Genomic DNA, 22319 nt, shown 5'->3' with positions numbered 1-22319 from the left:
CTCGGGCGTCTTGTCGGTCTCGCTGGCGCGACGAATGGCTGTTTCGGTGAGTTTGTACTGCGACGTGTTCCTACACGATGAATGTCAAGTAAAGGCCAACGTAGCTCGTGCGACTTTGCCTCCAAACGCGAAAGCTGTCTTTCGAGGTTGGTGCAGCATCCGGGAAAATGGGCTCGAAGTAGAAATTCGCTGCACCAAGCATGAATGACTTCTCTGCGGACAAGTCGCCTTCAAAGGCAAAACATCAAACGCGTGCAGCCAATCAGCCAGTCGTGTAAATCTAGAACGCGGTGGCAAGAACCGGAATTGTAAAGTGACCTGAAGAAAAATGAAAGCAGACGCCATTCATTGAATAGTTAGTTCATTTTGAAAGCGTTTTCTTGATTAGTGTCGCGTATCTCAGCATGATCCAAAGATGTCGGCTGGAATAGACAAATGGTTAAACGATCTCGACCTGAGTCAGTACGCAGATGTTTTTGCGGAAAACGATATTGATGCGCGTGTTCTGCCACTACTATCTGGCGACGACTTAAAAGAGCTCGGAGTAAGCCTTGGTCATCGCAAAATCATCCTCGCTGCAATTCACGAGCTAGTCGACCAACAGCACGCAACCTCGCCGTCACAAGCAGTTCGTGAACAAATGCCCGATGGCGAACAAGCGCCCACCTCAGACAATTCACAAAGTGATGATCTGCGCAAACAAAAGCATATTGAACCGCCTACTGCAGAGAGGCGTCACGTAACTGTTTTGTTTGCCGATCTTGTAGGTTCGACTGAACTCACCAATCGCTTTGATCCCGAAGACATGCGGGACTTGCTACAGAACTATCAAGATGCCGTCGCAGGAGCCGTAAGCCGATATGGTGGCTACGTTGCCAAGTACTTGGGCGATGGTCTTCTCGTGTTTTTCGGATGGCCGCGGGCTTACGAAGATCACGCGATTCGGGCGGTAAAAGCCAGTCTTGAGGCTGTTCACCGTGTTAAAGAACTCAAAACGCCTGACGGAGAGCCTTTGTCAGTCAGACTGGGAGTTGCGAGCGGTGATGTTGTGGTCGGCGATACCATTGGCGAAAACACTTATGAAGAGGGGGCGATGACTGGTCCGATCGTCAACCTTGCAGCGCGAATTCAAGAACATGCAGAGCCAAACTCAGTCGTTTTGTCAGTAGAGGAAACCGAGACAGCCTTACATCAGATATTCGAGTTTGAATCTCTTGGGCAGGCTGAGTTAAAGGGGTTTGCTAAACCACGTATTCTGCAGAAAGTGGTGTCGGAACGCAGCGCGGAAAGCCGGTTTCGCGCCTCACATCGAGACGATGTAGACAGCGTCATGATTGGCCGGGACTACGAAAAGGGTATCCTACTGCAATCATGGCAACGTGCTCAGAATGGTCACGGAGATGTTGTACTGCTCTCCGGTGAAGCCGGGATTGGAAAATCACGGCTTACAGAGGAAATCCTTACAGAAATCACTGAGAATGACCAAGTCGACGTCATAAGGCTGAACTGTTCCCCCTATCTCAGCAGCAGCCCATTTCATCCAGTAGCCCAACGAATATCCCAGGATGCGGGTGTTGAACCGGACTTTGATGACAATATGATCCTTGAGCATGTCAGAAAGATGCTTGAAGGACGGCAAGGGTTGGACTGGGAACAAGTTCTGCCCGTCTTTGCGGCGTTGGTCGCACCTCGTAGTGCCCTTGCCCAAAAGGTGCTCGAGATGTCACCGCAGGAGCAGCGCGACATAACAATCCAAACATTGATCCACACGGTGCAGGTGCGGTCAAGCGTACGTCCGGTTATGCTGTGCGTAGAAGATGCTCATTGGATCGATCCTTCCACACAAGCATTGTTGGAGCGGTTTAAGACGATATGCACCGATCTTCCTCTCATGATCCTGATAACCCATAGACCCGGGTGGGAATTGGCCCGTGATGATGGGGACACACACGTTCAGTCTCTGATTTTGCGCCGTTTCGATTCTGTGCATGTCTCAAACCTTGTCGAAAACATTACAGGCAAGAGACCGGACGATACGCTGATCACCACAATAATTGAAAAAACAGATGGTGTTCCATTGTTCGTGGAAGAAGTGACCCGAGCCATTGTCGAATCCGGCGAGCAGGGGCAAGGCTACATACCATCCTCATTGAAAGGCGCGTTGATGGCGCGGCTCGACGCAGTTTCGTCAGAGGCAAAACAGGTCGCCCTTACTGGATCGGTTATTGGCCGGGAGTTTGAGCCGAGCATATTATGTGCCGCGAAGGGCCTTGAAGAATCCGATATCAACAAATGTCTCGAAGAGCTTTCTCAAACAGGCTTGATCTTTGAAAGCGGACACAATCGCGGGCACTTCGTTTTCCGCCATGCCCTTATTCGCGATACCGCCTATCAATCCATGTTGAGTACAACTCGGAGACAACAGCACGCAGACGTGGCGCGTGCTTTGATGCGGATAAGGTCATCTGAGATCGAGCGTCGCCCTGAACTGGTCGCGCGCCACCTTTCAGAGGCTGAGGACTGGAGTGCCGCGTTTGAGAAATGGCAGATTGCGACAGAAATGGCGTTGGTGCGATCCGCGAGCCAAGAAGCGATGACGAACGCCAAGGAAACTTTAAGAGCTGCCGAAAAACTTGGCTCAGACTCCAATACAGAATTGATCAAAGGCAAGATTCTGGTCGGCCGCAGCCATGACAGTCTGGGACAATTGCCAGAAGGGATAGCAGTTCTGAAGGACGCTTCCAATGCTGCCCGGGTGGTGCGCAACGTGGAGCTAGCGGCTGACGCGGCCAATCACTTCGCTGACTCATGCATGATGTCCAGCGAAAGGCACAGCGAGGCGATCGAACTCTGCGATAACGCACTGAAAGATTTGCCCGATGATGATGAAGTCCGTCGGTGCAGATTGATGAGCCAACTTGCGCGCGCGCATATGTTCGTAGGTCAGTTTTCCGAAGGTGCGCGTTACGGCCAGCAATCCATGGAACTGGCCGCAAAATTAGGCGACTATAAATCCCAGTTCTCAGTAATGATGATGCATTTTGGGGCCCCATTTGTTGCGCGGAAGGGAAAAGAAGCCCACCATTGGCGCGAAAATCTGGAGGCCATGCACGGTGTGGCTGAGCATCTTGGCAGTATCGATCAAGGGCGGGACCGAACTCTGAGCTTGTTTGTGGGCGCCGAGATGGCCGACCGGGAGTTGATGGATCATTCTCTGAGTTTACTCACTGAGATTTCGGAAAAGGACAATCATCTGCAACTCTATTGGGTGCAAAAGCACGCACGCGCCATGGTTGCAATTATGGACGGCGATTTTGAGCAAGCCGAGAAACACGCTACGGAGGCGGTAAAGATTGGTCGAAAAACCCATGGGGATCATGTTGAGGGCGTCTTCGGGGTTCAGATGTTTACCATCCGCCGTGAGCAAAACCGACTGCACGAGGTCGCGCCCGTAATTAAGCAACTGATGACAGACAGCCCCGAAGACATTTCTTGGAAGCCGGGTTTTGGTCTTATCGCTGCCGAGCTTGGATACAAAGATCCTGCTGAACGCATACTGAATGAAATGGCCGCCAACGGCTTCGATCTTCCACCCGACGCCATGTATTCAACGACAGTGTCATATCTGGCTGACATATGTGTCGCTATTGAGCATCAGGACTACGCCGAGACTCTATATGAAATACTTGCTCCCTACGAAGAACTGACGATCACCGCAGGGGCAACCACAGTTTGTACGGGCGCAGCTGCGCGACGCTTAGGCAGTCTGGGCATGGTATTGAAAGACTGGGATGCCGCTGAGGCAATGTTCCAGAAGGCCATAGAAATAGACACCCGCATGAAATGCCCGCCGTGGATTGCGCATAGCAAGGCGGCGTATGCGACTGCATTGAGGCGACGAGGACGCCCGAATGATGTGGAACAGGCGTTTCAACTGGAAGGTGAAGCGTTGGCAATTTCGCAGAAATTGGGTATGGTTTCCCTAAGGTCAAAGCTCGAAGGAGTAGCGAGTTAAGGTACTTGAATTTTGTGGGGGACTTTATGCCTAGGTACATAATTGAAAGAAACTTTGCCGAGCAGCTAAATGTTAGCGATGACGACAAAATTCACATCAAAGAAATCAATGACGAAGTCGGCGTCGAATGGATTTTTTCGTTTCTCAGTGCAGATAAGCGCAAAACATACTGCTTGTACGAAGCCCCTGATGAAGAGAGCCTCCGGAAGGCGGCTGAGCGCTTGAATATTCCTGCCGATGTCATAACGCCCGTGGATCAGATTGATCCGGGAATATTCGCCTAACCAGCAGCCATTTATACCAAACTCAATGAAACAACTTCGCGAGACAACGCGACGGAAATAGCAATTAGCTGAGGCAGCCCTGCAAGAAGCCTGACCTGACTATTGGGAGGCTTACGCATGTTCGATCTGAAAGCACTCGACGGAAGTACAGCTATTGTGACTCAAGACACTTTGGACGCTCTTGATGCATCTCTTCGCGGCGGGGTCTACCAGAAAGGCACTCCGGAATACGAAGACGCAAGAACAACGTGGAACAGCATGTTTGAGCGTTACCCAGGTTTCGTGATCCGCGCTCTGGGGGCAAGCGATGTACAGAAGGCAGTGAACTTCGTACGGGATACCGGTATCGTAATGTCAGTACGGTCAGGTGGGCATCAGATTGCAGGGCACGCTGTCGCAGATGAAACAGTTATGCTCGATCTGTCCCAGATGCGGTCGGTTCACGTAGACCCTGTTAACAAGACTGCTCGGGTTGCACCGGGAGCACTGCTTGGAGATGTGGATCTTGAAACCCAGGCACATGGACTTGCCGTTCCCGTTGGCATCAACTCGACCACGGGCATCGCAGGCCTTACCCTTGGCGGTGGCTTTGGATGGACCACCCGGAAATTTGGCATGACGATCGACAACCTGCTCTCTGCGGAAGTCGTGACTGCGGACGGAGCCATTGTAACTGCATCTCCTACAAGCCACCCAGAACTTTTCTGGGCTATCCGCGGTGGGGGTGGAAACTTTGGTGTCGTCACCTCATTTGAATTCCAACTGCATGAGCTGGGACCCGATGTGCTGTCGGGCCTCATTGTTCATCCGATAGAAAATGCGCTAGAGCTCCTCGCTGAATTTGCCAAGATTGCAGACAATTCCCCGGATGAGCTGACCGTCTGGAGCGTGATACGAAAAGCGCCTCCTCTACCGTTCCTGCCAACTGAGTGGCATGGGCGGGAGGTGCTGATTTTTGCAGCCTGCTACAGCGGGCCGATGGAAGAAGGTGAAAAAGCTATGGCGGCATTACGCGCGCTAGGTGAACCAATCGCCGATGTGATATCTCCCCACAAGTTCGTAGACTGGCAAGCCGCTTTTGATCCTTTGTTGACGCCAGGCGCCAGGAATTACTGGAAGAGCCATGATTTCGATGCACTTTCTTCGGATGCAATCTCAGGACTCTTGGAAGCGATTTCCAGCCTTCCTGACCCGGCTTGTGAAGTTTTTATTGCCCATGTGGGCGGAGCAATGGCGCGCGTCGAGGCCGGTTCAACCGCTTATCCCCAAAGATCTGCTCACTTCATCATGAACGTTCACACGCGTTGGGAGGATCCCAGCAAGGATGCCGAATGTATTGCTTGGGCGCGAGATCTTTACGACCAGATGCAACCGCACGCGACCGGAAGTGCGTATGTCAACTTTATGCCCGAAGACGAAGCGGACCACATGGCAGGTGCATATGGTGACAATGGTGAGAAGCTTTCTAGAATCAAGGGCACATACGACCCAACCAACTTGTTCAGGGTAAACCACAATATCTTGCCTGCGTGATGAAATCCAGAACTGCATAAATTGATCCAGATTGATGTTGATTGTTTTGCCTTGGCGTCACGCCGCATTTCTCGTTGGCTAGTTTTCAGGCGAAGTGGAGAGTCCAAGCGACGATCGCGCTGGTGATCATTCACCCAATGGGTTGTGGTTTCCGTAGATACGGCCAAGAAATTCAATATGCGTATGTGTCCGCTTTGGGCTCTTTTCCCCTCTTGGGGTCTGATCCGGTAGGGGGCGGAATCGTATCATAAGGCATTCCCGACCTTCGCTGCGCGGGTCATGAACTCGAAAGGCGCGGGACGAACAAGACAGTCGGGTCGCAAGCCTCAACGTCAACAAACGGCCGATACTGTTGAAAAACTCCAAAATACAGAAAGCGGCGACTTTCGCGAAACGGCGATCAATCGAGAAAGTCCACTGCCACCATCATTGGCGGGCTTTGAGACGGCCGCTGGCCGCCAGCATCAGATGTTGGCCGACCCCTCAGCTGAAAAATTCTTCCGGGCCTGTACGGGCAATTTTTCACTCGGAACTGCGCAAAACAGGAGTTTTTCAACAAAATAGGCCCTTAACGGATTATCAGCAGCCTTTAGCATTACTGCGGTCGCAATCCGCAAAGCCGCCATTCGCTGCGACAGGAAAAAGCAAAGCGAAAAGTCATCGATAGTCCGGCAGGACGGTAACCGGTTTCACTTCACTACGCCGAAATACGCCAGGTGCGCTCGCCTCGTTCCATCGAAAAAGAGTGATGTGCCAAAGGCCCGGGCGCCTTCGTGAGGGATCAATCAATCCGATATGCCCGTCTGCTCTGATCCGATCAGCAGCGAACCATGAGGACGGATCCCTACCGGCAGCTACGAGTTTGCGCCAGGGTTGACTGGCAAGCGCATAGATATCTGCGGCTTCGGGGCTGCGCAAATCGAACAACGCACATCGTTCCACTTCGAAGGTCAGCACAACCCGCGGGCGATCATCCTTCCTGACGTCCTGCCCAATAGCGACTTTTGCGCTTTCGACATCAGGGCTCAGATACAAAGCGTCCTGCCCCCGGCGATTGAACCGGGCAGGTGGGCGATCCGGTGCGCCGCGCATGAGGTGAACGTCTGGGTCATCGGCCCAAACAATTTTTACGAATTCTCCGGAAACTTCTGTCAGCATAATGGGTGGCACTGATCGTTTGCGCGTCGCGCTATAGGAAAGACGCAGGGCGGCAGGGGTTTTCCTAGAAAAGAGAAGACGCATGATACCTTGATTGAAATCACCTACTCATGTTTCCTCGTATTGCGTTGCATTTCCAAAGGCCTCTCGCATGAAGGTTCCAAAGATCGCCCTCCTTGGCGCAATTCTCGAGTCAAATCGTTTTGCACCGCCGGCTGATTTGTCGGACTTTAAGTCTCTGACATGGCTTTCAGGCGATGCTTTGATGTCTGAAGCGAGATCCGCGACACCAAAGCTGGCAATAGAATTTGCAGCCTTTGTCAGGGCGATGGATGCCACGGGCGACTGGACGCCGGTACCCTGTATCTTGGCAGCCAGCCACCCGGCGGGTCCAGTACGAAAATCTGTAATCGAAGAGGTCATAGCGACTTCGGAAGACATGCTGCGCTCAGCTGGCCCTGTTGACGCAGTCTACATCTGCAACCATGGCGCGATGGTTGCCGAGCATGACCACGACCCCGACGGTTTGTTGATGTCACGCATTCGGGGAGTTGTAGGACCGGACATACCTGTCATTGCGACACTCGATCTGCATGCAAATATCTCACAACGGATGGTCAATGCCTGTGACCTGATCGTCGGCTATCGGACCAATCCTCACGTCGATCAGATAGAACGTGGCGAGGAAGCCGCCTTTTCGCTGCGCCGGGTTTTGGCGTCGGGCGTTCGGCCCCAAACCGCGCATGTCAAACTGCCTCTTGTTCCGGCATCCGTGACCCTGCTAAGTGCCGAGCACCCGTATGGCACGCTGATCGACCATGGTCAGCGACGACAAGCCGAAGGTCGAGGTGAGATTCTAAACGTATCGATCTTCGGTAATTTCCTTTTCTCCGACACACCCGACAACGGTCTGAGCATCGTTGTCACCGCGCGTGAGGACCAGAAGGCGGCCAATGCACTGGCGGAAGAATTGGCAGACATGGCCTGGTCATTGAGGAAGGATTTCGTTCGGAAACTGACATCCGTGACGGAAGCGATCTCAATTTCCGCTGACCAAGCGCGCACGCCTGTGATTTTCTCCGATGCCGGTGACAATCCTGGTGGCGGCGGCAGTGGCAGGACGACGGAACTGTTAGCCGCTCTTCATGCGGCAAAAGTCGAAGAATGCCTATTCGGTTCCTTTTGTGATCCGGAACTTGCGAACGAAGCCCATGGCATCGGTGTCGGCGGCAAATTCAGGGCACGATTCAACCGGTCTTCCGATTCCAGCGCTTTCTGGGCGCAATGGGATGTGCCTTTTGAGGCGGATGCAGAGGTCTTGGGTCTCCATAATGGAGATGTGGTAGGTGAACTGGGCATGACGGCAGGTCGGAGATTGGCCCTAGGGCCATCCGCTGCGCTTCGTATTGGTGGTATCACCGTGGTGGTGATCACCGATCGCACACAGACTGCCGACCCCGTGTTCTTTCATATGTTCGGGCTGGATATTGCGTCTGCCCGGACTGTTGTTGTGAAATCCAGAGGCCACTTTCGGGCCGGGTTTTCCAACTGGTTTGGGCCAAACCAGGTATTTGAGGTCGACACGGGCGGGCTTACGTCGCCAGTTCACGACCGCTGGCCGTTTGCGAATTTGCCACGACCGAACTTTCCGATGGACGTCGACACCTCGTGGTCGGCTAAGATGCTGCGCTAGACGGGCTCTGAGTATTTGTCCTGCGGCGTCGTCAACTTGACAAATTGCATGAACTGGCGGGCAAGCTGAGAAGGTGGCCTGCCTGATGGAAGTACAAAGCTCGTGTCATAAAAAATGGCGGCGTCAAATGGCCTGACGACGACACCTTCCATCCCTGACGACAACAACGGGAAGGGATTGATCAGCGTCACGCCCAAACCCTCGCGGACGAGCTCCAGTGCGGCCATGTTCGTTGCCGTTTCTGCGACTTGTTTCGGCCGAATTCCAGCGCGCGCAAAGATCTTTTCTGTGATCGCTCGCGTCCCCAGCCTTCGCAGAAACTCGATCAGCGCGACGCCTTCAAGGTCGTGCGGCGTCACCACTCGTTTTTCCGATAGCGGATGGTTGCTCGGCATGGCGCAGACCACCTGACTGCGGCGCCAAGGCATGAGATGAACACCAGTTCTTTGGATCATCGCACTCGTCAAACCAAGATCATAGCGGAGGTCGAGAATGCCGGCGACCAGCACGTCCGTGGCCTGAATATCCAATTGAAGCTGCTTTCCTTCATTCTTCTTGAGAAAACTGGCCACCCTGGAGATGACAAAGTGATGTGCCAGAGTCGGCGGCACGATCAGGCGTAACGGCTCGTTATCCGGAGTAGCCCATTCTGCGCCCTCAATGTCCGCCAGCGTCTCGAAAATTGGGTCCAGTTTTTCGTTGAGACGCAAGGCTTCGTCTGTTGGGTCGATACGTCCCGATCGCCGGAGAAAGAGCGATCGCCCAACACGGGCCTCGAGTTGTGATAAGGACCGGCTCACGGCAGACTGCGAAATCCCGAGACGCCGCGCGGCGCCGATGGTTGTCCCAGTCGTGATCACGGCTCTTAGCGACTCGAACTCGCGCAGTCTGTGTCTGTGTTCTGTCATGCTACATTACTCCCCCGGTACGAGCGGCTGAACATCCAAACTCTTGGATTGGTCTATGCAAAGACGCATAGCAATAAGTATTGGCAATGATTTTTGCGGTAGCTAGCCTTTTTTAATAGGGCGCGGGATCGGCCAAAGATTCGCCCATTCACAAGCGCCAAACAAACAGGGAGTCTTTTTGATGAGGAAACTCACATCTGCGACAGCCGTCGCTGTCAGCATTTTGGCTTTCGGCGCCAGTGCTGTTTCGGCCGAAAAACTAACGATCGGCCTCGCTTCGGAGCCGACGTCACTCGATCCGCATTTTCACAACCTGGGTCCGAACAACGCGATGTCCGTGCACATCTTTGACCGGCTGATCGCGCAAGATGAGAAGCAGCGCCTATCGCCGGGTCTTGCCGTGTCATGGGAGCCGATTGATGAATTGACTTGGGAGTTCAAGCTGCGTGAGGGCGTAAAGTTTCACGACGGAAGTGACTTTACGGCAGACGATGTAGTCTGCACCATGGCGCGCGCGCCGGACGTACCGAACTCTCCATCGGGATACGGCACCTATCTCAAGGGTAAGGAAGTCGTCAAAATCGATGACTACACGGTGCATTTCAAAACGGCCGCACCTTATCCGTTAATGGGCAACGACATTTCCACGATCCCTGTGATCTCAGAAGTGGGCTGCGAAGCAACGACGGAAGACTTCAACGCGGGTACGGCCGCCATCGGCACAGGGCCGTTCAAGTTCCAAAGTTACACGCCGGGTGAAAGCATCGTGCTGGTACGGAACGACGACTACTGGGGTGATGCACCGATCTGGTCCGAGGTGGAATTCCGCCCAATCACGTCCGGTCCGAGCCGTGTTGCATCGCTTCTTGCCGGTGACGTGGACATGATATCGGGCGTACCAACGACCGATATCACAACACTTCAGGGCAATGACGGTATCCAGTTGAGCCAGGGCGTGTCCAACCGAGTGATCTATCTTCACATGGACCAATTCCGCGAGGATTCACCCTTTGTGAAGGCCAACGGTGGCGGCGATATCAAGAACCCCCTCATGGACGTCCGCGTCCGTAAGGCGATCAGCATGGCGATCAACCGCGATGCAATCGTTGAGCGTGTCATGGAAGGGGTTGCCCTGCCCGCCGGTCAGCTTCTGCCCGAGGGGTTCTTTGGCGTGTCTGACAATTTGGACGTCGTGGCCTATGATCCAGACGGTGCTAAAGCGCTTCTGGCTGAAGCCGGTTATCCCGATGGATTTGAAATGACAATCCATGGGCCGAATGACCGTTACATCAACGACGCCAAAATTGCCGAGGCAATTGCGCAAATGTTGACCCGTGTTGGCATCAAGACAGCCGTCGAAACCATGCCGCGTTCGGTATATTTTGGGCGCGCTTCCAAAGGCAGCCCAGAGGGTCTGCCGGAGTTCAGCTTTATCCTCGTCGGATGGGGCGCAGGGTCCGGCGAAGCGTCTTCGCCTCTCAAATCGCTGATCCACACCCATGACAAGGATGCGGGCTTTGGATCATCAAACCGTGGCCGACACTCGGATGCTGAAACCGACGCGTTGATCGAAGAAGCCCTGCGAACAGTCGATGACGCAAAGCGGCAGGAACTGCTCGCTGCGGCAACAGAGCGCGCGATCGAGAACGTGGCGATCATTCCGACGCACTTCCAGGTCAACACCTGGGCGGCCAAAAAAGGTCTGAGCTACATCCCTCGGACCGACGAATACACTCTCGCGACAGGCGTCGTGAAAGAGTAACCGCAATGCATCCGGGCCGCCTTCGCAGCGGCCCGCAGCCTTTGCCCAGGGAATGTCCTCATGACCGTTTTTGTCATTCGCCGATTGCTGCAAGCAATGCTTGTTGTCTTCCTGATGTCGGTGATTGTCTTTTTTGGCGTCAACATCGTTGGTGACCCGGTCTACATGCTGGTAAGCCCCGACGCGGATCAGGCTGACATCGAAGCGGCCATTCGACGGCTTGGATTGGATCGGCCTATTTGGGAACAGTACTGGTTGTTCCTCAAAGGTGCGGCACAGGGTGACCTCGGCGATAGCTTCGTCTTCGGTGAGCCCGCGCTCAAACTGATCCTGCACCATATGCCTGCCACGATGGAACTGGCCTTCAGTGCACTCTTTCTTGCCATCCTGATTGGTATTCCATTGGGGCTTTATGCCGGGCTCTATCCTGATAGCCCGCTGTCCAAGGGCATCATGGCTGGCTCAATCCTCGGGTTTTCGCTGCCGACCTTCTGGGTCGGGCTTATGCTCATCATGCTGTTTGCCGTAGAACTTAGATGGCTCCCAGCGACAGGGCGCGGCGATATCGGCTCGTTTCTTGGGATTCACAGCAGCCTTTTTACGCTCGATGGATTGAGCCACATCTTCCTGCCTGCTCTCAACCTGGCGCTTCTTAAGATTTCGCTGGCAATCCGTCTCACCCGAGCGGGTGTCCGGGAAGCGATGGGGCAGGATTACGTGAAATATGCCCGGGCCAAAGGGCTTTCGACCCGACGCATCATTCTGGTGCATGTAATGAAGAACATCATGATCCCGGTAGTGACTGTCATGGGCCTCGAATTCGGCAGTTTGATCGGGTTCTCGGTGGTGACTGAATCGATCTTCGCGTGGCCGGGAATGGGCAAACTGCTGATCGACGCAATACTGCAATTGGATCGGCCTGTCGTCGTCGCCTATCTGATGATCATCGTACTGTTCTTCGTGCTGATCAATCTGATCGTCGACATACTTTACTCGATCCTCGATCCGAGGGTTCGTTTGCAGGATCAGGGCGCATGACCGACACCGTCACAGATCATTCGCTGACCACCGCCAAATCCCCGAAGGTCGAGACGCCGTTCCAGCGATTTCGGGCCGAGTTCTTCGAAAGCAGGATCGCGACAGCGGCGCTCGGCATATTCCTGATCATCGTTCTTTTGGCCATCCTGGCACCCTGGATCACACCGCAGAACCCCTACGATCTTGGTCAGGTCAGCGTCATGGATGGGCGCTTGCCGCCAGGTTCCGAAGCCTTCGACGGATACACAATGTGGCTCGGCTCGGACGGGTCTGGGCGCGATCTCTACTCGGCAATTCTCTATGGTTTGCGTATCTCTTTGACCGTTGGGCTTGCATCTGGAGTGATTGCCCTTCTGATCGGTATGGCGATCGGTCTGGTCGCGGCCTACGCTGGTGGCCGGACCGAAGCGTTCATTATGCGCATCGTGGATCTTCAACTGTCGTTCCCGGCATCGCTGGTTGCGCTGATGATGGTTGCGGCACTTGGTAAGGGTGTCGACAAGATCATTCTTGCCCTCGTAATTGCGCAATGGGCCTACTACGCCCGAACGGTGCGCGCGACCGCGCTTGTCGAGCGTGGAAAGGAATATGTTGAAGCCGCACAATGTCTCGGCATTTCGCGTTCGCGGATCGTTTTTCGGCATATTCTCCCGAATTGCATGGCGCCTCTGATTGTCGTTGGCACGGTACAAACCGCCAGTGCGATCTCATTGGAAGCGACGCTTTCGTTCCTTGGCGTAGGCCTTCCACAGACTGAGCCGTCGATTGGGGTGCTGATCGCAAATGGATTCGAGTACATGCTTTCAGGACGCTACTGGATTTCCGTGTTTCCCGGCGTCGCGCTGTTAATGACAGTGGTGTCCATCAACCTTGTTGGCGACCATTTGCGCGATGTTCTGAACCCGAGGTTGAAGAGATGACGGAAGTACTCGAAGTCAGCGGGCTGAAGACCCACTTCTTCACGCACGCGGGTGTGGTCAAGGCCGTAGACGGTGTGGATTTCACCGTCTCCAAGGGCGAGGTAATGGGTCTGGTGGGTGAGTCCGGGTCGGGCAAGTCGATCACCGGGTTTTCCATCCTTGGGCTGATCGATCCTCCCGGGCGCATCGTCGATGGGTCAATCCGTTTTAATGGTGACGAGATCGCGAACGCACCGGAAGAGCGACTCAAGACCTTGCGTGGCAACCGAATCTCGATGATCTTTCAGGATCCGATGATGACGCTCAACCCGGTCCTGCGCGTCGATACGCAGATGATCGAGGCCATTCTCGCCCATGAAAACGTAAGCCGCCAAACCGCCTGGGAAAGAAGCCGTGATGCGCTTGGTTTGGTTGGCATCCCATCGCCGGAAGAGCGATTGCAAGCCTATCCGCATCAGCTTTCCGGTGGGATGCGGCAGCGCGTGGCGATTGCGACAGCCTTCTTGAACCAGCCGGACCTCATTATTGCCGACGAGCCGACGACAGCGCTCGACGTGACAATTCAGGCGCAGATCATCCACGAGGCACAGAAGCTGACGAAACGCACGGGAACCGCGATGATCTGGATCACGCATGACCTTGCCGTTGTGGCAGGGCTCGCGGACCGGATTTCGGTGATGTACGCAGGACGGATCGTTGAGCAAGGCGGTATCGACGATGTTATCGACCGTCCGTTGCATCCCTATACGGTTGGGCTTCTTGGATCGGTTCCGACCGCAAACCGGCGTGGGCAGCGTTTGTTCCAGATCGAAGGAATGACGCCAAACATGCTCGCCCTGCCTGAAGGGTGCGCCTTTGGTCCACGCTGTCAGGCCCGGACGGCAGCTTGTTCCGAACACCCCCCGATAAAGGACGTTGATGGCCGCCGCCTTCGCTGTTTCCACCCGCAAAGCACCGAGGAGACGACGCTATGACTGAGCCGTTCGTTGAAATCCGAGGCGTTTCGAAGCGCTTCACCAAGCGTTTGGACGTAGCGGGGAAAATCGCGCAGCGACTTGGCGCAAACATCCGTGAAGAAACAGTCCATGCGGTGGATAATGTAAACCTGTCGATCCAAAAGGGCGAGGTTCTGGGATTGGTCGGCGAGTCTGGCTGCGGCAAGTCCACGCTGGGACGTGTTGTGGCCGGCATTCACGCCGCTAGCGATGGGCAGATGTTCTATGAAGGCAAAGATGTCATGACATTGAGCGGCGCCGATAAACGCGCGGCGACCCTCGCAATTCAGATGATTTTTCAGGACCCCTTTGCCAGCCTCAACCCGCGTATGCGTGTCGAAGATATCATCGGTGAAGCGCCGCGCATGCACGGGATTGTCAGCAAGGCGGAGAGTGCTGACTACGTAGACGACGTGATGCGTAAGGTCGGCCTCGACCCGTCGCTCAAGCGGCGCTACGCACATCAGTTTTCCGGCGGGCAAAGGCAGCGGATCGGGATCGCGCGTGCGCTCGCCGTGAAGCCGAAGTTCCTTGTTTGCGACGAGGCCATCGCTGCGCTGGACGTATCGATCCAGGCGCAGGTTATCAACCTGTTCATGGACCTGCGCGAGGAACTGGGTCTGACATATTTGTTTATCAGCCATGACCTGAGCGTCGTCGAACACATCGCCGACCGCGTGGCGATCATGTATCTGGGCCGCATAGTCGAGAGTGCCTCGACTGAGGACATTTTTTCTGACCCACGCCATCCCTACACAAAAGCGTTGCTTGCAGAGGCTCCACGCCTTGATCAGCGGCGCCGCGAGTTTGCGCCGATCGAGGGTGAAATTCCGTCGCCGCTCGATCCGCCGCCGGGATGTACCTTTCATCCACGTTGCCCGGTGGCGACAGCTGAGTGTCGCACCACCGTTCCTGAACTGAAAGCCGGGCGCGGCGGGCGCGAAACAGCCTGCCTGCTGGAACACGCAGAAACCGTTTGAACGAGAAGCTGGAGAGCCCCTTGAAAAACGCCGATCCGATCTGGGACCACGTTGACCGCCATCGTGATGATTTTATCGCATTGTCTGATCGCGTCTTTGACACGCCCGAAACGCTTTACACCGAGTACAAGTCCGTCGCTGAGCATGTGCAGATGTTACGCGCTCAGGGGTTCAAGATAACAGAGAATGCAGCTGGCATTCCTACGGCCGTGATTGGCGAAGCGGGAGACGAGGGTCCGGTGATCGCCATCCTCGGCGAGTTCGATGCGCTGCCATATCTGAGCCAAGCGCCAGGTGTGGCTGAACATCAGCCACTTGAAGAGGGCGGCAACGGGCATGGGTGTGGTCACAATCTGCTGGGCGCCGCCGCACTCTTGGCCGCGACGGCGGTGAAAGACTGGCTGGCCGAAAACGGCATCAAGGGCCGTGTGCGGTACTATGGCTGCCCCGCTGAAGAAGGGGGCGCGGCCAAGACTTACATGGTGCGCGAAGGACTGTTCGATGATGTCGACGCGGCCATCTCGTGGCATCCAGCGACCTTCACAGGCGTGAATGAGGCCAGATCGCTCGCGAACACCCGGATCGACTTCACTTTTCATGGAAAAGCTGCCCATGCCGCTGGCGCACCGGAATTGGGTAGGTCGGCGCTTGATGCGGTTGAACTGATGAATATCGGTGTAAATTACCTGCGCGAGCACATGCCCGACAGCGCCCGGGTGCACTACGCCTATCTCGATGCGGGTGGCGTTGCACCGAACGTGGTGCAGGCCAAGGCCACGGTGCGCCAGCTCGTCCGCGCCAGTTCGCTACCCGACCTCGCCGATCTGGTTACGCGTGTCAGAAAGATTGCAGATGGTGCGGCGCTGATGACCGGAACGCAGGTCACAAGTCAGGTCTTTTCCGGCGTTTCAAACCTGCTTGGAAACCGTCCTTTGGAAGAAACCATGCAGCATGAGCTAGAGAAACTCGGACCCGTCGCCTTTGACGAGTCAGACCTCAGCTTTGCCCGTGAGATTCAGACTACGTTGACCAAGGCTGACATCAACACGACCTTCAAGCGGATCGGAGCCAAGCCCAAAAAGGATCTCGCACTCTGCGACTTCATCGCACCTCTTGATCGCCACAGCGATGGTGGCGAAGGCTCAACAGATGTAGGGGATGTGAGTTGGGCAGTTCCGACAGTTCAGGCACGAGTTGCCACCTGTGCCATAGGAACGCCGTTTCATACGTGGCAAACAGTTGCTCAAGGCAAGGCACCCGCGGCTCACAAAGGCATGGTCTACGCGGCAAAAGCAATGGCCGCGACTGTGTGTCGACTGGTTGAGGATCCCTCACGCATTGAAGCTGCACGCGCGACGCATCAAGACCATCTGGGCGAAACACCGTACACATGTCCGATCCCTGCAGACGTGCGCCCACCTGTCTGAGGGAAAGTGACCATGACCCGCGCTGCTGCTATAGACAACGCCGCCGAATATTTTGACAGCGGTCGATTTGCAACCGATCTTAGCGAACTGGTTGCCCATGAGACAGAGAGCCAGACACCAGAGAAAGCCACGGAACTTCCGCGCTATCTTGAAGAAGCCCTCGTTCCGCGCCTGCGCAGTCTTGGGTTCTCCTGTGCAATCCACCCGAACCCTGTGCCGGATGCAGGTCCGATCCTTGTCGCTGAACGCATCGAGGACGACACAGGCCCAACGATCCTGTCCTATGGGCATGGCGACGTGATCCGCGCCCAAACCGATCAGTGGCGCAACGGGCTTTACCCGTTTCGTCTTGTGGATGAGGGCGATTGCCTCTTCGGACGCGGTACCGCTGACAACAAGGGACAACACCTCATCAACTTGGCTGCGTTGAGCTCCGTCATCGACGCTCGTGGATCACTCGGCTTCAACATTCGAATCCTTATTGAAATGGGTGAGGAGATGGGGTCGCCGGGGCTGTCGGAGTTTTGCGCCACGCACAAAGAAAACCTTGCCGCGGATGTCCTGATCGCATCGGACGGACCACGCCTTCAGTCAGACACGCCGACGATGTTCATGGGTGCACGGGGCGGCAATTCGTTCGACCTCATCGTTGACCTTCGAGACGGCGCGCATCATTCCGGTAACTGGGGCGGTTTGCTTGCCGACCCCGCGATGATCCTTGCGCAAGCCCTCTCGACGATCACCGATGTGAGGGGCCAAATCCAAATACCAGAGTGGCGGCCGACCAGCCTAACCGAAGACATCCGGCATACCCTGCGCAATTTGCCGGTAGGCGGAGATGGCGGTCCGAAGATTGACGAAGACTGGGGCGAAGAAAGTCTGACACCGGCCGAACGGGTCTTTGGCTGGAACAGCTTTGCGATCCTCGCAATGAAAAGCGGTGTCCCCGAAGAGCCGGTTAACGCGATCTCGGGATATGCCAAGGCCGCCTGTCAGCTCCGCTTCGTTGTTGGCACCGATCAAGCCGGTATCCTGTCGGCCCTTCGTCGCCACCTTGATGCAAGAGGATTTCAGATCGTTAAGATCAAACCTCACGACCGCGGATTTTTCGATGCGACGCGGACATCGCCGGAGCATCCTTGGGTGTCGTTTGTCGCGCGTTCGCTGGAAGAAACGTCTGGAAAGCGGCCACATATTCTGCCAAATCTCGCCGGTTCCCTGCCCAATGAGGTCTTTTCCGATGTGCTCGGCCTCCCAACGATTTGGGTGCCTCATTCCTATCGTGGCTGTTCACAGCACGCGCCAAACGAACACGTGTTGAAGTCGGTGTCGCGTGATGCATTGCGGGCAATGGCCGGTCTTTTCTGGGATATTGGTGACCTTGCCAGGCCACTCTGACCGCGCGCCACAAAGGCTTTCATCCATACCTGGATCGGGCGGGTATCGCACTCCCGACTTTAACTGACCACTATGCGGACAAAACCGACTTTTGTAGCCACGACTATTGCTCATACTGAAAGTGCTTGCATCCGCAGCGGTAGATTTTTCGGTTGAGCAATGATTTCCGGTATGCGGCCATTCTGCTGGGCTAATCCAGCCCGAGTTCAAGCTATCCTTTCGGTGTAATCAGCGTTGAAAATTGAACGCCAGCGAAGCGGGCTCCCAAAAAGAGAAAACGAAATTCCGTTTTTGAATTTTTGTAACTTGCACGATTAGCAAAAACGACATCGGGTCGCTGGCAGGAAAGATAAAATGAGGAAACAGGTTTGACTAGTTCCCAGTCCATTGAGCACTTCTCATGCACGAACGTCGAATACCAGAATGGCTTCGCCATGCGCCAGCACCCAGCGTGCGGGGATTCGCCATTCTGGCGGGAACGGAGGCGATTGCCAGGGGTATTTTGATCTCTGTCTTTCCGGTAGCGATGTACAACGCGCTGAAGGATGCGCGATTTGTATCCGAAATTTATTTCGCCATTGGCGCGGTATCACTCTTGATCGGTCTTCTGGTTCCCTACCTGATCCGGTTTGTCCCACGGAGATGGGTCTATGTGTTCGGCACTCTTTCGTACGTCGCGGGTGCGGTTGTGACGACCGTTGCGACCCCTGCTGCCGTTATTGCGGGGCTCGCACTCACAACTTTCGCCGTTGTGACGACATTTGTGTGCTTCAACGCCTATGTACTCGACCATGTTGCCAGGATTGAACTGGGACGTTTTGAGACATCGCGGCTTTTTTACAGCGCGCTGGGTTGGACGGCTGGGCCTGCACTTGGCGCGATATTGTACGAATGGTGGCGACCTGCGCCGTTCCTGATTGCAGCCGGTGCGGCGATTGTCATGCTGCTCATCTTTCTTGTTATGCGCCTCGGAAACGGCAGGCTCATCACCAGAAGCCAAAGCGCTCCCGCAAATCCGTTCGCCTATTTCGGGAGGTTTTTTGCGCAACCGCGATTGGTTGCCGGATGGGTATTCGCAGTCGTTCGTTCCTGTGGGTGGTGGATTTATGTCGTATACCTGCCCATCTATGCGGTTCAGAACGGGCTAGGCAGCCAGCTTGGAGGGATTGCTTTATCGATTTCCAATGCCGCCCTGTTTTGCACTCCACTGATGCTTCGTTTCATGCAGCGCAGTTCGGTACGCGCAGCAGTCAGAACCGGATTCCTCATGTCCGGGCTGCTGTTTCTTTTTGCTGGATTTCCATTCGGAATCCCTGAAGTCACAATCGCATTCTTAATGATGGGCTCGATTTTCCTGATCTTGCTCGATGTTTCCGCTGGTTTGCCGTTCCTTCTCGCAGTCAAACCTTCCGAACGAACTGAGATGTCAGCAATATACTCGAGCTTTCGCGACGTTTCGGGTATTATTACACCTGGTGCCGCCTGGCTGGTTCTTCTCGCTGCACCGCTCTCTGGCGTGTTCGCTGCGGGTGGCGCAGGTTTGCTTTGGACGTGGGTTCTGGCTCGTAAGCTGCACCCCGGTTGGGCCAGACACGCATATCTGTCGAAAGTACTTCAAAGGAAGCAGGCAAAGTTGCTTCTGATATGGTGAGCCTGCCAAACTTAGTCCATGAGAAATCAGTCGCCAGTCGCTTACCGACTGATACATAATAGAAGCCAGCCATTGAGTGACCAAAGCAACTCAGGCGTCAGTACCGTGCAGCTTCTAGGATTTAGTAGAGACGTTGGACTACAAGAAATGCCATTTCAGCGAATGTGTTAAAGGCAAGCTTAACTCTTTCGACTCTGTTTCCTACACGAAAGGAACCGTTAGCCTTGTAGTCTCGGACTCTTAATCAAACGAGTACGGAAATCATCACCGAAACGTCGGGCCATGCGCCCAGACCGTCAACGAATACCGATCACCATTCTCAACCGGTGTCACCTGATGCAACAAGAAGCTGGGAAAGATGGTCGCGCTGCCCTGATGTCGGCTGGCCGTTACAGCATAAGCGCCCGGCATTATCTCCAAGTCTCCGCCGTCGTACATTCCGGGTTTGCTGAGTTGAACCACCAGCGACAGCTTTCTTTTTCGGGCAACAGGCCCGTCGCCGATATCGGAATGCCACGCAAAATGACCACCATCTGATGCTTTATAGCAGGCAATCTGCGGACTTTCGGCGAACTCGCTCAGATCAAAGCCAAACTTGTCGGTGTTGGAGCGACGGACAACATTGATCAGGCGTGACATCACCCAATCAGAGCCTTCGACGTCGTCCAGCCAGGTCACATCCGCTCTGCGCAGATTATGATCCTTGTTTTGCCCGACAAGCAGAGCCTCGTTCGCCGGGGCTTTTTGTGATGCAGCAACAATCTGCTCACATTCCCGCGCGGTAAATGCACCGGGAATCGAATGAACTTCCAGCATTCTGTACACCATTTTTGATTGGAACTGGATTTTGCCAAAACGCACAGATGGCGCTACGCTGTTTTCGAGCTAAGAGGCTGAAAGCGACGTAATTTTTCTACAATCTCAATTGTTTTGGGTCCAGGAATCCGGATTTGGAATTCACCCTAGACGTTCTCGGATCCCAAACGGTATACGATGTGCGGCTATCGCCTGCTATTGGACCTTTCAGCGAGTTGCCGAGGTTTATTCCACGCTGGCTTAAGGTCATTGCGATGGCGCGTACCGTGATGGTCGCCCGGGAGAAAAGCGGACATTCGGCTGTTCCGCAGCATAAGACAGATTGGGCTCGGAGCAACCGTTCGCCGCAACCCTTAAACACGACTACTTCGCGGACAACCTTGCCATCCGCTTCATTTTTCTCATTGTCTGCTAGTGGCGTACGACCGACATCTACGCTTTCCCCGAAAAAGGGGATGGTTCTTCTGCTGCCATTTGGTGCAAAGAAGGACGTCTTCGCTCCTACTGACGGATTTGCAACGTGTTGAAGCTCATCAAGAATGCGCGCCTCTATTCACCTGAACCTGTTGGTTTGGGCCATATTCTCACTGCGGGTGAACGCATCATTTACCTCGGCAGCAATAAACCCGAATTGCCTGTACAGCTTCAGGCAGAGATCATTGACGTCGAAGGCGCAGCGGTTGTTCCGGGTTTTATTGATGGGCATGCGCATATAACTGGCGGTGGCGGTGAAACCGGACCAGCCAGTCGGGTGCCGCCGCTTGTCCTGTCCTCTTTCACGCGTGCCGGTGTCACTTCAGTCGTTGGAGTATTGGGCACGGACGATCTGACCCGCAACACGCAGACGCTGGTGCAACAGGCCTATGGGTTGCGCGAAGAAGGACTTTCAGCCTGGTGTCACACCGGTGGCTATCACGTCCCACTGACCACCCTCACCGGTTCAGCCCGTGGAGACATTGTGTTCCTTGATCCGGTCATCGGTGTTGGGGAACTGGCGATCAGTGATCACCGGTCGAGCCAACCGACATTGGACGAGTTTCTGCGGATCGCAAGCGAAGCGCATGTCGCAGGCCTGATGACTGGCAAGGCGGGGATTGTGCATTGCCATATGGGAGATGGCGAGCGAGGGCTGTCAATGTTGGAACAAGCTATCGCGACCTGCGAAATCCCCGCACGCGTCTTCAATCCAACCCATGTCAATCGCAACAAACCACTCTTCGAACAGGCCGTGGCGCTAGCACGGCACGGATGTTACATCGACGCTACCGCATTCCCCTGCGGACATGTCGAGCCGGGCATCTCTGCTACTGAGGCCTACATTCAGTTTCGCGATTTGGGCGGTCACGCCGACCGGTTCACCATCAGCTCTGACGGTGGTGGCTGCCTGCCCGCCTTTGACCATGAAGGCAATCTGACACGGTTTGGTGTGGGTTTGTCGGACACTTTGCCGGACACGCTGCGCGAACTCACCAACAAAGGAGTACCAATGCCCGAAGCTCTGGCTCCGCTGACCTCAAATGTCGCCGACCTGCTGAAGCTGCACCAAAAAGGTCGTCTGAACGTGGGTATGGACGCTGATTTGGTCGTTCTTGACGAAAACACTGCCGTGCGGCATGTGATGGCCCGGGGGGAATGGCATGTACGCGACGGCCAGATAGCCCGACGCGGCATGTATGAACAGGTTTGAGCGTCCGCGCGGTCCCCGGCGGCTGCCCGCTATAGCACCGGAAGGTAGTTAAGA

17 protein-coding genes are annotated in these 22319 nt (G+C 55.0%); 14 read left to right on the top strand and 3 right to left on the bottom strand.

Annotated elements, in window-relative coordinates; genetic code table 11:
- The first annotated feature begins 415 nt into the window (after positions 1-415).
- The 4 genes from ACR3E4_RS09665 (at position 416) to ACR3E4_RS09650 (ending at position 6396) form a co-directional block, all read left to right on the top strand.
- Positions 416-4015, top strand: a complete 3600-nt coding sequence (locus tag ACR3E4_RS09665; protein WP_480536234.1) for an adenylate/guanylate cyclase domain-containing protein — start codon at positions 416-418, stop codon at positions 4013-4015.
- 26 nt (positions 4016-4041) lie between these two features.
- Positions 4042-4299 (top strand): DUF4242 domain-containing protein, encoded by a 258-nt coding sequence (locus tag ACR3E4_RS09660; RefSeq protein WP_058274660.1) that lies wholly within the window; start codon positions 4042-4044, stop codon positions 4297-4299.
- A 117-nt stretch (positions 4300-4416) separates the two neighbouring features.
- A complete protein-coding gene (locus tag ACR3E4_RS09655) occupies positions 4417-5832 on the top strand; it encodes an FAD-binding oxidoreductase (protein WP_480536232.1) in 1416 nt (471 codons plus the stop codon).
- A gap of 279 nt (positions 5833-6111) precedes the next feature.
- A complete protein-coding gene (locus ACR3E4_RS09650) occupies positions 6112-6396 on the top strand; it encodes a hypothetical protein (RefSeq protein ID WP_480536231.1) in 285 nt (94 codons plus the stop codon).
- Between the two features lie 93 nt (positions 6397-6489).
- On the opposite strand, the gene ACR3E4_RS09645 is transcribed toward ACR3E4_RS09650, so the two are convergent.
- Positions 6490-6924: an RES family NAD+ phosphorylase gene (locus ACR3E4_RS09645; protein WP_480536249.1), complete on the bottom strand. Its 435-nt coding sequence runs from the start codon at positions 6922-6924 to the stop codon at positions 6490-6492.
- Between the two features lie 217 nt (positions 6925-7141).
- Between ACR3E4_RS09645 and ACR3E4_RS09640 the strand changes: the two genes are divergently transcribed.
- Positions 7142-8683, top strand: coding sequence for a M81 family metallopeptidase (locus tag ACR3E4_RS09640; protein WP_480536230.1), 1542 nt, complete (start codon positions 7142-7144; stop codon positions 8681-8683).
- Here the strand turns inward: ACR3E4_RS09640 and ACR3E4_RS09635 are convergent.
- Positions 8680-9591 (bottom strand): LysR family transcriptional regulator, encoded by a 912-nt coding sequence (locus ACR3E4_RS09635; RefSeq protein ID WP_170387145.1) that lies wholly within the window; start codon positions 9589-9591, stop codon positions 8680-8682. The two genes, ACR3E4_RS09640 and ACR3E4_RS09635, sit on opposite strands and share 4 nt — an antisense overlap.
- 181 nt (positions 9592-9772) lie before the next feature.
- On the opposite strand from ACR3E4_RS09635, the gene ACR3E4_RS09630 reads away from it, so the two are divergent.
- From ACR3E4_RS09630 to ACR3E4_RS09595, 8 genes are all read left to right on the top strand, one after another.
- Positions 9773-11353 (top strand): ABC transporter substrate-binding protein, encoded by a 1581-nt coding sequence (locus tag ACR3E4_RS09630; RefSeq protein WP_480536228.1) that lies wholly within the window; start codon positions 9773-9775, stop codon positions 11351-11353.
- A gap of 60 nt (positions 11354-11413) precedes the next feature.
- Entirely contained in the window at positions 11414-12391 is a 978-nt protein-coding gene (locus ACR3E4_RS09625; RefSeq protein WP_480536226.1) for an ABC transporter permease, read from the top strand.
- The gene (locus ACR3E4_RS09620) at positions 12388-13311 is read left to right on the top strand and encodes an ABC transporter permease (RefSeq protein ID WP_170387150.1); all 924 of its coding nucleotides are present in this window, start codon (positions 12388-12390) and stop codon (positions 13309-13311) included. Before ACR3E4_RS09625 ends, ACR3E4_RS09620 begins: the two co-directional genes overlap by 4 nt.
- Complete coding sequence (locus ACR3E4_RS09615) at positions 13308-14285, top strand: ABC transporter ATP-binding protein (protein ID WP_480536225.1); 978 nt, start codon at positions 13308-13310, stop codon at positions 14283-14285. The genes ACR3E4_RS09620 and ACR3E4_RS09615 overlap by 4 nt, the downstream gene beginning before the upstream one ends.
- Positions 14282-15286, top strand: coding sequence for an ABC transporter ATP-binding protein (locus ACR3E4_RS09610; protein ID WP_480536223.1), 1005 nt, complete (start codon positions 14282-14284; stop codon positions 15284-15286). The genes ACR3E4_RS09615 and ACR3E4_RS09610 overlap by 4 nt, the downstream gene beginning before the upstream one ends.
- Before the next feature lie 20 nt (positions 15287-15306).
- On the top strand, positions 15307-16713 hold the full coding sequence (locus tag ACR3E4_RS09605; RefSeq protein ID WP_480536222.1) for an amidohydrolase: 1407 nt from the start codon (positions 15307-15309) through the stop codon (positions 16711-16713).
- A 12-nt stretch (positions 16714-16725) separates the two neighbouring features.
- Positions 16726-18111 (top strand): M20 family metallopeptidase, encoded by a 1386-nt coding sequence (locus ACR3E4_RS09600; RefSeq protein WP_480536221.1) that lies wholly within the window; start codon positions 16726-16728, stop codon positions 18109-18111.
- A gap of 400 nt (positions 18112-18511) precedes the next feature.
- The gene (locus tag ACR3E4_RS09595) at positions 18512-19762 is read left to right on the top strand and encodes an MFS transporter (protein ID WP_480536220.1); all 1251 of its coding nucleotides are present in this window, start codon (positions 18512-18514) and stop codon (positions 19760-19762) included.
- A 264-nt stretch (positions 19763-20026) separates the two neighbouring features.
- On the opposite strand, the gene ACR3E4_RS09590 is transcribed toward ACR3E4_RS09595, so the two are convergent.
- Positions 20027-20578 carry a 2OG-Fe(II) oxygenase gene (locus ACR3E4_RS09590; protein WP_170387162.1) on the bottom strand — a complete coding sequence of 184 codons (552 nt, stop codon included), beginning with the start codon at positions 20576-20578 and terminating at the stop codon, positions 20027-20029.
- 520 nt (positions 20579-21098) lie between these two features.
- Here ACR3E4_RS09590 and iadA point away from each other — a divergent pair.
- Positions 21099-22265: a beta-aspartyl-peptidase gene (gene iadA / locus ACR3E4_RS09585; RefSeq protein ID WP_480536218.1), complete on the top strand. Its 1167-nt coding sequence runs from the start codon at positions 21099-21101 to the stop codon at positions 22263-22265.
- Positions 22266-22319: the final 54 nt, after the last annotated feature.

The organism is Ruegeria sp. AP11 (assembly GCF_056535865.1).
Note: the sequence above shows the minus strand (reverse complement) of the source record. Positions and strands in the feature narration are given on the sequence as shown.